The organism is Aeromonas popoffii (assembly GCF_000820025.1).
Classification (GTDB): domain Bacteria; phylum Pseudomonadota; class Gammaproteobacteria; order Enterobacterales; family Aeromonadaceae; genus Aeromonas; species Aeromonas popoffii.
This window is the reverse complement of record NZ_CDBI01000001.1, coordinates 79,745-91,971: the sequence shown is the minus strand read 5'-3', so window position 1 is coordinate 91,971 and position 12,227 is coordinate 79,745. Positions and strand designations below refer to the sequence as shown.

The following is a 12,227-nucleotide window of genomic DNA, read 5'->3' as shown; positions in this document are numbered from 1 at the left end:
ATTAAACATGTCTAAGAAAATTTTCGACTTCGTAAAACCCGGCGTGATCACTGGTGATGACGTTCAGAAAGTATTCGCCATCGCCAAAGAGAACGGCTTCGCTCTGCCGGCCGTCAACTGCGTTGGTACCGACTCCGTTAACGCCGTGCTGGAAGCTGCCGCCAAGGTCAAGGCGCCGGTTATCGTTCAGTTCTCCAACGGTGGTGCCGTATTCACCGCCGGCAAGGGTCTGAAGATGGAAGGTCATAAGGCTGCCATCATCGGTGCCATCTCCGGTGCCAAGCACGTTCACGCCGTTGCCGAAGCCTATGGTATTCCGGTTATCCTGCACACCGACCACGCTGCCAAGAAGCTGCTGCCGTGGATCGACGGTCTGCTGGAAGCGGGCGAGAAGCACTTTGCTGAAACCGGCAAGCCGCTGTTCTCCTCCCACATGCTGGATCTGTCCGAAGAGTCTCTGGAAGAGAACATCGACATCTGCTGCGAGTACCTGACCCGCATGGCCAAGATGAACATGACTCTGGAGCTGGAACTGGGTTGCACCGGTGGCGAAGAAGATGGCGTGGACAACAGCCACCTGGATCAATCTTCCCTGTACACCCAGCCTGAAGATGTTGCTTACGCTTACGAGCGTCTGTCCAAGATCAGCCCGCGTTTCACCATCGCTGCCTCCTTCGGTAACGTACACGGTGTATACAAGCCGGGTAACGTCAAGCTGACCCCGTCCATCCTGGACGCTTCCCAGAAGCACGTTTCCGAGAAGTTTGGTCTGCCTGCCAAGTCTCTGGACTTCGTATTCCACGGTGGTTCAGGTTCCACTCTGGAAGAGATCCGCGAGTCCATCTCCTACGGCGTCGTGAAGATGAACATCGACACCGACACCCAGTGGGCAACCTGGGAAGGCGTGCTGAAGTTCTACCAGAAGAACGAAGCTTACCTGCAAGGCCAGCTGGGCAACCCGGAAGGCGCTGACAAGCCGAACAAGAAGTTCTACGATCCGCGCGTATGGCTGCGTGAAGGTCAGACTGCCATGATCGCTCGTCTGGAGAAAGCCTTCTCCGACCTGAACGCCATCAACGTACTGTAATTCGTTACCGTATCTTGATTGCTTGCAAAGGCGCCCCTCGGGGCGCCTTTCGTGTTTGTAAGGGCCCTGATTGCAGCAGATACCTCCTTTCCTGTGTCTGTTGTATCTGGGGGAATGGGCCATCTCGATGGCCTGCCTCAAACCGAGAATGCAGTAAACGGTGTCCTTTGGTACGCCTTTTCCATTTCTGTGATCCACGGAGGCTAGATTGGGGGTAGGGGGCTGGGTATTATCGAGGGCAGGTCGGGCTACCAAGGCAGGATGCTGAGTATGCAGGCAGGAAAGCACAACGGACATCAGGAGCACGTCGCCTCCTATTACGCGGCCACCCGCAACGACAATCAACAGTGGCCCGAGCTCAGCGGTGAGCTCAATGCCGACGTCTGCATCATAGGTGGCGGCTTCACCGGCCTCAACACCGCTATCAACCTGGCACAGGCGGGTTACAAGGTGGTCCTGCTGGAGGCGAACCGCATCGGCTGGGGGGCGTCTGGCCGCAACGGCGGTCAGCTCATTCGTGGCATAGGCCACGACACCGGCCAGTTTGCCCGCTGGATCGGCGAGCAGGGGGTGCGCGAGCTGGATCTGATGGGGCTGGAGGCGGTACAGCTGGTGCGAGAGCGCATCGAGCACTTCAACATCGACTGCGACCTCACCTGGGGCTACTGCGATCTTGCTACCCGCCAGCGTCATCTGGCCGGGTTTGAAGAGGAGGCGGCGCATCTGGCCGGCCTTGGCTATCAGCACGAGATCACGCTGGTGCCACGGGATGAGATCCACACAGTGGTCGGGTCTGATCGCTATATCGGCGGCATGATCGACATGGGCTCTGGCCACCTGCATCCCCTCAATCTGGTGCTGGGTGAGGCGCGTGCCGCTGCCAGCCTCGGGGTCTCCCTGTTTGAACACTCCAGAGTGACCCATATCGACTACGGCAAACGGGTCGAGGTGACCACAGCTCACGGTCGGGTCACTGCCGATTATCTGGTTATCGGTTGCAACGCCTACCTCAATGACCTCAATCCCGAACTGGGGGGCCGGGTGCTGCCAGCCGGTTCCTATATTCTCGCCACTGAAGTGCTGGAAAAACGGCTGCGTCAGCGTCTGCTGCCGCAAAACATGGCGGTGTGTGATCAGAACGTGGCGCTCGACTACTATCGTCTCTCCGCCGACGGGCGCCTGCTGTTTGGCGGTGCCTGCAACTACTCAGGAAGGGATCCCAAGGATATCAAGGCGTTCATGTTGCCCAAGCTGCTGCGGGTCTTCCCCGAGCTGGCCGGTACCGCCATTGAGTTTCAATGGGGCGGCATGATAGGGATCGGCGCTAACCGGCTGCCGCAGATTGGCCGCTTGAAGGAATATCCCAACGTGCTCTACGCCCAGGCCTATTCTGGTCACGGTCTCAACGCCACCCACATGGCGGGCAAGCTGGTGGCAGAGGCGATCAAGGGGGAGAGCCGGGGTTTCGATCTCTTTGCCAGCGTGCCCCACATGACCTTCCCGGGCGGCCCGGCGCTGCGCTCCCCGCTGTTGGCACTGGGCATGTTGTGGCACCGGATGAAGGATCTGCTGTAAGGGGCGAGAAAAACAGCTTAAGAGACGCAGCCTTGGCCGGTGGATAGGTGTTTAGTGAGCGGGCTCAGCCAGGCGCCAGCCCAGTTCGGTTTTCATCATCCAGACGTCGGTCTGCTGGGGCAGTACCTGGCCCGCGTCGAACTCGCCGTATTTGCGCTCCAGCTCCATCAGCCCCATCTCCTGCTGGAAGGGGCCGACCCTGTCATAGACCAGGTCCTCGTCATGCTGCACCCGCAACTGATCCAGCCCTTGCTTGAAATGGAGCTGGTAGCTCACCTTGATCAGATAGACCCCCTCCATCCGCTCTTCTTTGCCGAGAATGGCAAAGTCACTGATCTCGAACAGATTGTCGTCTGTGTCAGACTGGAGTTTGGCGGTCACCTGGGTCTGGATCGCCTCTTCACCGGGACCTGCGTAACAACCAGATAGCCAGAGGGCCAGCAGGGGGATGAACCACTTTTTCATCAAAACTCCGGACGATGCGAGACGGGAAGGGGCAAATTTTGCCACGCTGCCGATCATATACAAGGGATTGCCAGAAAAATCAGCGGTTAACCGTTGGGCCCGGGCGTGAGGCCGGGCCAGCTGTTTTCAGCGCAACTTGTCGAGCTGACCCAAAAACTCGGCCGGCCCCATAAAGCCCGTCACCCGCTGACCGCTCACTTCGTTGCCAGCGCGATCGAAGAAGATCAGGGTCGGCAGCCCCAGCACGTTGAGGCCGTTGAGCAGTTCCACATCGGCATCGTCGTTGGCGGTGACGTCCGCCTGCAGCAGCACCATCTGGCCGAAGCGTTCGCGCACTGCCGGGTCGCTAAAGGTCTTGTGTTCGAACTCCTTGCAGGCCACACACCAGTCGGCATAGAGGTCCAGCAGCACCGGCTTGCCGCGGGCGGCGGCCAGCTGCACCTTGAGATCATCCTGGGTCTTGATACGGATAAACTGGGGCGCCTGGGCCTCGGAGCTGGCCTTGACGCCGGGGTCGGGCAGCAGCAGGTCCTTGCCCACCACCACGGCACTGATCATCAGTAGCAAGAGTACGAAGCCGCGCAGGCTGCGACCCACGGAGTGACTCTGATGCTGGTTGTGGTGATAGAGATAGCCGCACAGTACCAATCCCCAGCCCAGCCATACCAGAGCGGCCATCTGATCGCTCCACAGCCGTGACAGCAGCAGTATGGGCACCGCCAGCAGCGCAAAGCCAAAGAGTTGCTTGATCATATCCATCCAGGCGCCGGCCTTGGGCAGCAGCTTGCCGCCCGAGGTGCCGAGCAGCAGCAGCGGCAGCCCCATCCCCAGCGACAGGGCATAGAGAGCCGCACCGCCGAGCCAGAGATCACCGCTCTGGGCCACGTAGATCAGCGCCCCCGAGAGCGGCGCCGTGGTGCAAGGGGAGCAGACCAGGCCGGAGATCATCCCCATGATGCCGACCCCGGGTAGCGAGCCACCCTGCTGGCGGTTGGAGAGGCCGGACAGCCGGGTTTGCAGGTTGCTCGGCAGTTGCAGGGTGTAGAGCCCGAACATGGAGAGTGCCAGCACCACGAACATGACGGAGAGCCCGATCAGCACATAGGGGTGCTGCAGCGCCGCCTGGAATTTCAAGCCCGCCGACGCTACCACCAGCCCGAGCAGGGTATAGGTCACCGCCATCCCTTGCACATAGACGAAGGAGAGCAGGAAGGCGCGGCGGGTGGAGAGACGATGACCCGCCCCGGCTATGATGCCGGTCAGTATGGGGTACATGGGGAAGACGCAGGGGGTGAAGGCGAGCCCCAGCCCCAGCGCGAAGAAGACGGCGATGCTGAGCCAGAATCCCTGGCTGCCGAGGGCGGCGGCCAGCTGATCCTGCTGGCTGCTGGCAGGGGGGCTGGCGGCTTCATCCATGCTGGTCTGCGCGACATCGTGGGTGCTGGCCACAAGGGGCTGCACCGCAATCTGCTTGTCGGTGGGCGGGTAGCAGAGACCGTCGGTGCAGCCCTGATAGCTGACGGTGAGGCTGGCCTGCTGGCCCGCCTCGGTCAGGGTGACGGGGATCTGCACCTCCCGGTAGTAGACCCGGGTCTTGCCGAAGAAGTCATCCTGATGCTCGGTCCCTGCGGGCAAGACGGGTTCGCTGAAGGCGAGGTTCTCGCCCTGGAAGCGGAAGCTGTGGCGGTAGAGGTAGTAGTCATCGGCGATGCGCAGGGTCAGCAGCAACTGGTTGCCCTGCTGTTCACTCTCGAGGACGAAGGCGTCGTCGGCTTTCAGAAACTTGGGCTGGGCGTTGGCCTCGATGCCGAGGGCGCTCAGCAGACTGTCACTGCCAGCCTGAACCGGCGTCGCACTCAGAGTGGACAGCAGCAGAGCAGAGAGCACAAGCAGGGGGGAGAGCAGGCGAGACAGTGTCATGAGGTTTCCTGTGTTAACCAGTCGAGATAGGGCTGATGGCCCTGGCTTGTCGGGAGTGCCAGGATCTCCGGCACCTCATAGGGGTGATGGCTGAGGATGCATAGGCGCAAGAGTTCGAACAGGGAGGCCCGCGACTTGATGATGAGCTGGATCTCCCGTGCCCGTTCTATCTTCCCCTGCCAGCGATAGACGGAGGTGAGACCGGGCAGCTGATTGATGCAGGCTGCCAGCCGCTGGTTCAGCAGGTGTTCGCTGATGAGGTCGGCACTGGCCTCATCCGGGCAGGTGCACAGCACCAGAATGGCATCTGTCATGGTGAAATTTCTCGTCTGTGCGGGGCGGTCAGGCGCCCGTAAACCAGTGGCTACTATACCTAGCGACGGGGCAAATAGCATCTGACGGCCTTTATCGGCTCGACATGAAAATAAGTGGGGGGCATGAGATAGACGCTGTCAAACGGACAGGGCAGAATGAGCGGGCTTGTTCCCATTCGACGTAAGGAAATGTATGACCCAACAGAATGAGCAGCAGAGAAACCGCATGTTGAGCCTGTTGCGCGAAGGTGAGCGCCGTATGTTGGTGCAACTGGCCGGTCTGCTGCGTACCAGTGCCGATGAAATCAATGCCGAACTGGAAAAAGAGGAGCTGCTGGCTGCCCTGGAGCAACCCGTCACGGTGGAGTATCTCAACGACGTGGTGCAACACCATCTGTTCGAGCGTCTGCACAAGGGTGACATGGTGGCTGCCCAGCGCCTGCTGAACCAGTACCAGAGCGACCTTGAGGCCATGCTGACCCAGGAGTCGGCCGAGGCAGATGTCCCGACCGAAGCGCTGAAGGCGCAAGCCTGAGCGCTGCGGCAGGCCCGACTGGCTTGCCCTCCTCCAGCACCATCATGCCAGTCGCATGATGGTGCCTCGTTGTCCCTGCCCTGTTTTCCTGTCGCTTAACCCAGTGCGTTCTGCTGCACCTGACCCGGTATCGGGAACACCTTGTCATAGCTCCAGTTGTAGATGAAGGCGTAGACCAGGTAAAACAGCACGAAGCCCAGATCCAGCACCAGCGCTTCCAGCATACTGACGCTCAGCCACCAGGACATGACCGGCAGCGCGACGATCAGCAGACCGCCCTCAAAGCCGAAGGTGTGCAGCACCCGCTGCCACAGGGTCTTGTGGGTATGGCCCTGATACTTCAGCAACAGCTTGTCGACCCCGATGTTGTAGACGTAGTTCCAGACGGTGGCGAGCACCGAGAAGAACAATGCCAGCGGTCCCATATGGTGGAGTCCTACGCCAGTGATCCAGCTTGCCAGGGGGGCCGCGATCAGCAGACCAATCAGTTCAAAGCCAATGGCGTGGCGCAGGCGGTCACGGGTATTACGCATGGTCTGTCTCTCTATCTATCTGTTTCTGAGTGTCGATGGTGGCCAATTTATCGCGAATTTCTGATAGGTTCACGTTAGTATCTATCGTTAAAACAGATGGATTGGTGTGCAATCAGGTCATGACAGGAGCAACTGGATGAACCCCTCGCTGGAACAACTCAAGGCGCTGCTGGCGGCGGCAGAGACGGGCTCCTTCTCGGCGGCGGCCCGCAAGCTGGGCAAGTCGCAGTCCGTGATCAGCACCGCCATCGCCAACCTGGAGATAGATCTTGGGCTGGCGCTGTTTGATCGCTCGGCCCGCTATCCCGTGCTGACGGAGGCGGGCACCCGCATCCACCAGGAAGCCAGCATCTTGCTGGCCCAAAGCGAGCGATTGCAGGCGATTGCCGGGGAGCTGGCCGCAGGCATAGAGTCGCGGCTCACCCTGGCCATCGACGATGATTCCCACCTGCCCTGGCTCGGCTCTCTGCTGGAAGAGTTCGCCACCCGTTACCCGGGCGTTGAACTGGAGCTGCTGTTTCCCCTGATGGAGGATGTGACCGAGCTGCTCAAAAGCGGTCGGGCCCAGCTTGGCATCAGCTACCAGAAGGAACAGCCGGAGCGGGAGATAGCCTCCCGTTCGCTGGGATCCGTCGGCATGCCGCTGGTGGTCTCCCCGGATCATCCACTGGCCCACAGAACGCCGCTGCGAGAGAGCGATCTGCAAGGGGCCCGCCAGCTGATGGTGACGGGACGGCGGGAGGGCACGGAGCGCCACCGCTTCCGCCTCTCGGCGCAGGTGTGGTGGGTCGAGGGGGATCTCGGCATTCTGGAGCTGGTCAAGCTGGGGCTGGGGTGGGCGGCGATCCCCGATTTTCTGCTGCATCGGCCGCTGGCGCGGGGGGAGGTAGTGGTGCTCAACCCGGATTTTATCGCCAAGGCCGAACTGGAGCTGGAGTTGCAGTGGCATCGCGCCCGCCCGCTCGGGCAGGCGGGGCGCTGGCTCAAGGAGGCACTGCTGGCGCGGGTGCCTCGTTAGCCGACCTTACTCGGTCAGCGAGTAGGGCAGGGCTTGCAGAGCGAGGCTGGAGGCCTCCTCCTGCTTGAAACGAAAACGGGCATCGGTCTCTGTATCCTTGGGCAGCACGGCCGTGATCCACACCTGACCAGCCTGTTGCCAGACGTTGAGCACCATGCCGCTGCGCCGCCAGTTGTCACCGAGCTGGATCTCCAGGGCATCGCCACAGGCGACGGGCTCGCTGGCGGTGCCGGCCAGCACGAACAGGGCGCGGTTGTTGGCACCGCGATACTTGGCGCGGGCCACCGTCTCCTGCCCCATGTAGCAGCCCTTGGTGAAGCTGATCCCCTCCAGCGCCTGCAGATTCAGCATCTGGGGTATGTATTCCCCCTGATGTACCGCTTCCATATGCGGGATACCAGCCTTGATATCCAGCCCCCACCAGAGTGATTCACTGCCGGCAGGCAGGTCCAGCGCCAACGGCTGATCGCTCACCAGCAGCCAGCGATCCGTTTCGATCTGCACCGCCATCCCATCGTCGATCAGGCCGGTTTGTGACACGGCAAATCGGGCCGCCATCCACTCATCTGTGCCCTGGCCAGCCACACCGACCGCCTGACCATGGTTCTCGGCGAACTCTACCTTGGCAAACACCGCAAACTTCTTGAGCTCCGGCAATTGGCGAGCCAGCACAGAGGGTTTGGTCAGCAGCAGCAGGCGATCGCTCAGGCAGAGCAGACGAAAATCGCCCCACAGCTTGCCTTTGGCATCGCAGTGGCCGCCCAGCGTACTCTGGCCCGGTTGCAGGGCGTTGACGTCGCAGGTGACCTGGCCTTGCAGATATTTGACGCGATCCGCACCGGTCAGGCTGGTGATGGCCAGATCGGTCAGGGAGAAAAGGGTTGGCTCGGCAGGAAAAACAGGCGTTTGCAGGCTCACGATGGTATTCCAGAGACAGAAAGTATGTGACCTGCATGGTAAAGACGTAAGGAATGTTTGTCAGCCGGAAAATCCAGCTGTTACCATCCACAGGTCTTTGTAAGGAGAGTGCCATGTTGAGCCCAATTGAAAAATCCCGCCTGAAGTGGGCCTGCCGTCGTGGCATGCTCGAGCTGGATGTGATCTTTATGCCGTTCTTTGAACACGAGTTCGATAGCCTGAGCGATGAACAGCAGCAGACCTTCATTCGTTTGCTGGAGAGCGATGACCCGGACCTGTTCAAATGGTGCATGGGCCATGGTGTTCCGGCTGACCCCGCCTTTGCCGCCATGATCCCCCTGATCCTGGAGCGCAATCAGGCGCGCCACGACAGCTTGAGCTGATCCCCGATGCGGGTGGTCATGCCCGTCATTCTCTCCCGGCAGCAGCGTGTTCTGCTGCTGATCCTGTTTCTGCTGTTGTGGTGGCCTGTGGCCAGTCTGATCCATGGCTGGCAGTGGGCACTCTGGTTGCCCTGCTGGCTGACGGGGGGCTGGCTGGCCTGGCGCCGCTCCCGTCGCAATGCCGGTATGCTGGTGTGGGATGGGCAGTGGCTGGAGTGGCAGGGCAATCGCTACCAGCTGGGGACGCGCAGCCGCATCTTGCCCGGGGCACTCTGGCTGCAACTTGTGGCAAACGACAGGCCCGATGCGCGCCTCTGGCTTTTCTCCGACGCGCTCGCGCCGGAACACTACAGGGAGCTGGCCCGCGCCATCCGGCTAACCCCGCCCGCCCGTTAATCGTACCGCCCGTTTTGACCCTTATCCCCCATAGCAAATGACCCCGCCGGGGCGAGGTCAGTTGGGTGACGCCTAACGGGTGATTACTCCCGATCCGGCGTCAGTACCGTGGGTTTGGAGTCTGGCTGCATGTCTGGATAATCCAGGTTGTAGTGCAGGCCACGGGACTCCTTGCGCTGCAAGGCGCAGTTGACGATGAGCTCGGCCACTTGCAGCAGGTTGCGCAGCTCCAGCAAGTTGTTGGAGACCCGGAAGTTGGCGTAGTACTCCTGCACCTCCTGCTTGAGCAGATCAATGCGGCGTTTGGCGCGGGCCAGGCGTTTGTTGGTACGCACTATTCCTACATAGTCCCACATCATCAGCCGTAGCTCGTGCCAGTTGTGCTGGATAACGACCTGCTCGTCCGAGTTATCCACCTTGCTCTCATCCCAGGCGGGCAGATGGGGCGGTTCAATGCTCATGGGCAGCTTGGCCATGATGTCGGCCCCCGCCTGATGGGCATAGACCACGCACTCGAGCAGGGAGTTGGAGGCCATGCGGTTGGCGCCGTGCAGCCCTGTATAGGTGACTTCACCGATGGCATAGAGACCGGGAATGTCGGTCTGGCCATTATTGTCTATCATTACGCCGCCACAGGTGTAGTGAGCAGCCGGGACGATGGGCATCGGTTCTTTGGTGATGTCGATGCCGACTGCGAGGCAGCGTTCATGGATGGTCGGGAAGTGCTTGATGATGAAATCCGCCGGCTTGTGGCTGATGTCCAGATACATGCAGTCGGCACCAAGGCGTTTCATCTCGTGGTCGATGGCGCGGGCGACTATGTCCCGCGGGGCCAGCTCGGCCCGCTCGTCAAACTCCAGCATGAAGCGGCTACCGTCGGGACGGCGCAGATAGGCGCCTTCCCCGCGCAGGGCTTCGGTCAACAGGAAGTTGGGGTCATCGGGGTGGAACAGGCTGGTGGGGTGGAACTGGTTGAACTCCAGGTTCGCCACCCGGCAGCCGGCGCGCCACGCCATGGCGATACCGTCACCCGAACTCACGTCCGGGTTGGAGGTATACTGATATACCTTGGAGGCGCCGCCGGTGGCCAGCGCCACGAAGCGGGCGCGGATCACTTCGACCTGCTCGGCGTTGCGGTTCCAGACGTAGGCGCCCAGCACCTTGTTGCCCGGCAGACCCAGCTTGCGGGTGGTGATGAGGTCGACCGCGTTGAAACGCTCCATCAGCTGGATATTGGGGTGGGAGCGCACCTGATCGATCAGGGTGAGCTGCACCGCCTTGCCGGTGGCATCGGCCGCGTGGAAGATGCGGCGATGGCTGTGGCCCCCTTCGCGGGTCAGGTGATAGTGGGATTCACCCTCGGCGTCCTGCTCCTGATCGAAGGGAACGCCCTGTTGGATCAGCCACTGGATGGACTCGCGGGCGTGACGGGCGGTGAACTCTACCACGGCTGGGTCACACAACCCGGCCCCGGCGTTGAGCGTGTCGCTCACGTGGGATTCGATGCTGTCTGTTTCGTCGAAAACGGCAGCGATGCCTCCTTGCGCATACAAAGTGGCCCCCTCACTGATGGGACCCTTGCTCAGAACCAGGACTTTGGCCTGGTCTGCCAACCGCAACGCGAGGGATAGACCAGCGGCACCGCTGCCAATGATCAGTACATCGCAAAGGTATTCAATACTTGCTTTCATAAGTATCATTGGCTTGGATTAAGAACTGGCACCATGGTAGCCCAAGCGAGGGCCGTGATGCAGCCTGCGTCACATTTTTTTCAATGCAACCGAACTTTCCCTGATTCCTCCTGTCTGAACTTGTGCGCTTAGGAAGGGCCGGAAAAGAAAAACGATAACCTGATGGGGGTTTTACGGCTCTGATGAGCGACCAGAATCTACTGGACGAACAGCTGGTTGAACGGGTCCAGCGTGGCGATAAAAATGCATTCAACCTGTTGGTAAAAAAATACCAGCATAAAGTGGTCAACCTGGTTGCCAGGTATGTCAACAATCCGGGCGATGTGCCGGATGTGGCGCAGGAGGCATTTATCAAAGCCTACCGGGCGTTGCCGACATTCCGTGGCGAGAGCGCGTTTTACACCTGGTTGTACCGAATCGCCGTGAATACGGCCAAAAATTATCTGACCTCTCAGGGGCGCAGGCCGCCCAGCAGTGATGTAGAGGCGGACGAGGCAGAATACTATGGTGGTGGCGAAGCCTTGCAAGAGGTGGCAACACCGGAAAACCTGGCGCTGACCGACGAAATCAAGCGCACTGTGTTTTCCGCCATAGAAGCTTTGCCTGAAGACTTGAGGACAGCCATCACCCTTCGTGAACTGGAAGGGCTGAGCTATGAAGAGATTGCCGAAATCATGGATTGCCCTGTCGGTACGGTGAGATCCCGTATTTTCCGGGCGAGGGAAGCAATCGATAAAAAGCTGAAACCTCTGATCGAGAATTAACTGGGGAAAGACAGGTTAACTTATGGCAACTAAAGAGCAACTCTCGGCCCTGATGGATGGTGACTTGAGTGATGTTGAGGTTCTGAGCGAGCTGGAAATGGATCCGGCGTTGCAAGATACCTGGTCTCGTTACCACTTGATCGGTGATGCCATGCGGGGGGACCTGCCGGTCAATCTGCAGCTGGATTTCAGTGACAGCATCATGGCTGCACTGGAAGACGAGCCCACCATATTGGCGCCCAAACCGGTGGAGAGCAAGCCAACAGCATCGCAGGTTCGCACCGCTGCCAAAGTGGTTCCGCTGTTTCGTCGGGTCGGTCAGCAGGTGGGGCAGTATGCCATCGCCGCCTCGGTCGCCGCCGCCGTCATCTTCGGGGTGCAGCAGTATCAGGGTCATGATGGCATGCCGACCAATCCTGTGCTCAACACTATTCCTGTCGGTGGCAGTGCCTCGCCGGTTAGTGTGCACTACCCCCAGGATAGCAACCGGGCGACCTCGCGTCAGCAAGGGTTGAGTGAGCAACAGATGCAGGAGCAGCGTGAGCGCATCAATGCCTTCCTGCGTGACCATCAGTTGCAACAGCGTCTGCTGCAAGACAAGCAGATTCAGGAATAACGCATTTTTAGG

14 protein-coding genes are annotated in these 12,227 nt (G+C 60.2%); 8 read left to right on the top strand and 6 right to left on the bottom strand.

Translation table 11 applies throughout. The annotated features are described in order from the left end of the window. Positions 1–7: 7 nt before the first annotated feature. Together fbaA and BN1129_RS00415 are read left to right on the top strand one after the other, a co-directional pair. The gene (fbaA, locus tag BN1129_RS00420) at positions 8–1,087 is read left to right on the top strand and encodes a class II fructose-bisphosphate aldolase (RefSeq protein ID WP_042033796.1); all 1,080 of its coding nucleotides are present in this window, start codon (positions 8–10) and stop codon (positions 1,085–1,087) included. 270 nt (positions 1,088–1,357) lie between these two features. After that, positions 1,358–2,662, top strand: a complete 1,305-nt coding sequence (locus BN1129_RS00415; RefSeq protein ID WP_157013207.1) for an NAD(P)/FAD-dependent oxidoreductase — start codon at positions 1,358–1,360, stop codon at positions 2,660–2,662. Positions 2,663–2,713: 51 nt separating this feature from the next. Here the strand turns inward: BN1129_RS00415 and BN1129_RS00410 are convergent, their stop codons facing one another. From BN1129_RS00410 to cutA, 3 genes are all read right to left on the bottom strand, one after another. Then, complete coding sequence (locus tag BN1129_RS00410) at positions 2,714–3,127, bottom strand: hypothetical protein (RefSeq protein WP_042033794.1); 414 nt, start codon at positions 3,125–3,127, stop codon at positions 2,714–2,716. Positions 3,128–3,253: 126 nt separating this feature from the next. Continuing rightward, positions 3,254–5,047, bottom strand: coding sequence for a protein-disulfide reductase DsbD (locus tag BN1129_RS00405; RefSeq protein WP_042033793.1), 1,794 nt, complete (start codon positions 5,045–5,047; stop codon positions 3,254–3,256). Beyond that, complete coding sequence (gene cutA, locus BN1129_RS00400) at positions 5,044–5,361, bottom strand: divalent-cation tolerance protein CutA (RefSeq protein ID WP_042033792.1); 318 nt, start codon at positions 5,359–5,361, stop codon at positions 5,044–5,046. The genes BN1129_RS00405 and cutA overlap by 4 nt, the downstream gene beginning before the upstream one ends. A 193-nt stretch (positions 5,362–5,554) precedes the next feature. On the opposite strand from cutA, the gene BN1129_RS00395 reads away from it, so the two are divergent. Further along, positions 5,555–5,896 (top strand): hypothetical protein, encoded by a 342-nt coding sequence (locus BN1129_RS00395; protein WP_042033791.1) that lies wholly within the window; start codon positions 5,555–5,557, stop codon positions 5,894–5,896. Positions 5,897–5,991: 95 nt separating this feature from the next. Here BN1129_RS00395 and BN1129_RS00390 read toward each other — a convergent pair whose 3' ends face one another. Further along, entirely contained in the window at positions 5,992–6,429 is a 438-nt protein-coding gene (locus tag BN1129_RS00390) for a PACE efflux transporter (RefSeq protein WP_042033790.1), read from the bottom strand. A gap of 136 nt (positions 6,430–6,565) precedes the next feature. Between BN1129_RS00390 and BN1129_RS00385 the strand changes: the two genes are divergently transcribed. Beyond that, the gene (locus BN1129_RS00385) at positions 6,566–7,447 is read left to right on the top strand and encodes a LysR family transcriptional regulator (protein ID WP_042033789.1); all 882 of its coding nucleotides are present in this window, start codon (positions 6,566–6,568) and stop codon (positions 7,445–7,447) included. 6 nt (positions 7,448–7,453) lie between these two features. Here BN1129_RS00385 and ygfZ read toward each other — a convergent pair whose 3' ends face one another. Next, a complete protein-coding gene (gene ygfZ, locus BN1129_RS00380) occupies positions 7,454–8,365 on the bottom strand; it encodes a tRNA-modifying protein YgfZ (RefSeq protein ID WP_042033788.1) in 912 nt (303 codons plus the stop codon). A 113-nt stretch (positions 8,366–8,478) separates the two neighbouring features. Between ygfZ and sdhE the strand changes: the two genes are divergently transcribed. Further along, positions 8,479–8,748: an FAD assembly factor SdhE gene (sdhE, locus tag BN1129_RS00375; protein WP_042033786.1), complete on the top strand. Its 270-nt coding sequence runs from the start codon at positions 8,479–8,481 to the stop codon at positions 8,746–8,748. Between the two features lie 18 nt (positions 8,749–8,766). Beyond that, positions 8,767–9,144 carry a protein YgfX gene (locus tag BN1129_RS00370; RefSeq protein WP_209418461.1) on the top strand — a complete coding sequence of 126 codons (378 nt, stop codon included), beginning with the start codon at positions 8,767–8,769 and terminating at the stop codon, positions 9,142–9,144. Positions 9,145–9,227: 83 nt separating this feature from the next. On the opposite strand, the gene nadB is transcribed toward BN1129_RS00370, so the two are convergent. After that, the gene (gene nadB, locus BN1129_RS00365) at positions 9,228–10,835 is read right to left on the bottom strand and encodes an L-aspartate oxidase (protein WP_042033783.1); all 1,608 of its coding nucleotides are present in this window, start codon (positions 10,833–10,835) and stop codon (positions 9,228–9,230) included. 182 nt (positions 10,836–11,017) lie between these two features. Between nadB and rpoE the strand changes: the two genes are divergently transcribed. Further along, positions 11,018–11,599, top strand: coding sequence for an RNA polymerase sigma factor RpoE (gene rpoE / locus BN1129_RS00360; RefSeq protein WP_042033782.1), 582 nt, complete (start codon positions 11,018–11,020; stop codon positions 11,597–11,599). A 22-nt stretch (positions 11,600–11,621) separates the two neighbouring features. Next, positions 11,622–12,215 carry an RseA family anti-sigma factor gene (locus tag BN1129_RS00355; RefSeq protein WP_042033780.1) on the top strand — a complete coding sequence of 198 codons (594 nt, stop codon included), beginning with the start codon at positions 11,622–11,624 and terminating at the stop codon, positions 12,213–12,215. The last annotated feature ends 12 nt before the right edge of the window (positions 12,216–12,227 follow it).

Bases quoted from the DNA above. Each gene is read 5' to 3' on its own strand.
- BN1129_RS00390 (WP_042033790.1), bottom strand. From the start codon at position 6,429: ATGCGTAATACCCGTGACCGCCTGCGCCACGCCATTGGCTTTGAACTG.
- BN1129_RS00415 (WP_157013207.1), top strand. From the start codon at position 1,358: ATGCAGGCAGGAAAGCACAACGGACATCAGGAGCACGTCGCCTCCTAT.
- BN1129_RS00370 (WP_209418461.1), top strand. From the start codon at position 8,767: ATGCCCGTCATTCTCTCCCGGCAGCAGCGTGTTCTGCTGCTGATCCTG.
- rpoE (WP_042033782.1), top strand. From the start codon at position 11,018: ATGAGCGACCAGAATCTACTGGACGAACAGCTGGTTGAACGGGTCCAG.
- BN1129_RS00355 (WP_042033780.1), top strand. From the start codon at position 11,622: ATGGCAACTAAAGAGCAACTCTCGGCCCTGATGGATGGTGACTTGAGT.
- fbaA (WP_042033796.1), top strand. From the start codon at position 8: ATGTCTAAGAAAATTTTCGACTTCGTAAAACCCGGCGTGATCACTGGT.
- BN1129_RS00395 (WP_042033791.1), top strand. From the start codon at position 5,555: ATGACCCAACAGAATGAGCAGCAGAGAAACCGCATGTTGAGCCTGTTG.
- nadB (WP_042033783.1), bottom strand. From the start codon at position 10,835: ATGAAAGCAAGTATTGAATACCTTTGCGATGTACTGATCATTGGCAGC.
- BN1129_RS00410 (WP_042033794.1), bottom strand. From the start codon at position 3,127: ATGAAAAAGTGGTTCATCCCCCTGCTGGCCCTCTGGCTATCTGGTTGT.
- BN1129_RS00405 (WP_042033793.1), bottom strand. From the start codon at position 5,047: ATGACACTGTCTCGCCTGCTCTCCCCCCTGCTTGTGCTCTCTGCTCTG.
- cutA (WP_042033792.1), bottom strand. From the start codon at position 5,361: ATGACAGATGCCATTCTGGTGCTGTGCACCTGCCCGGATGAGGCCAGT.
- sdhE (WP_042033786.1), top strand. From the start codon at position 8,479: ATGTTGAGCCCAATTGAAAAATCCCGCCTGAAGTGGGCCTGCCGTCGT.
- BN1129_RS00385 (WP_042033789.1), top strand. From the start codon at position 6,566: ATGAACCCCTCGCTGGAACAACTCAAGGCGCTGCTGGCGGCGGCAGAG.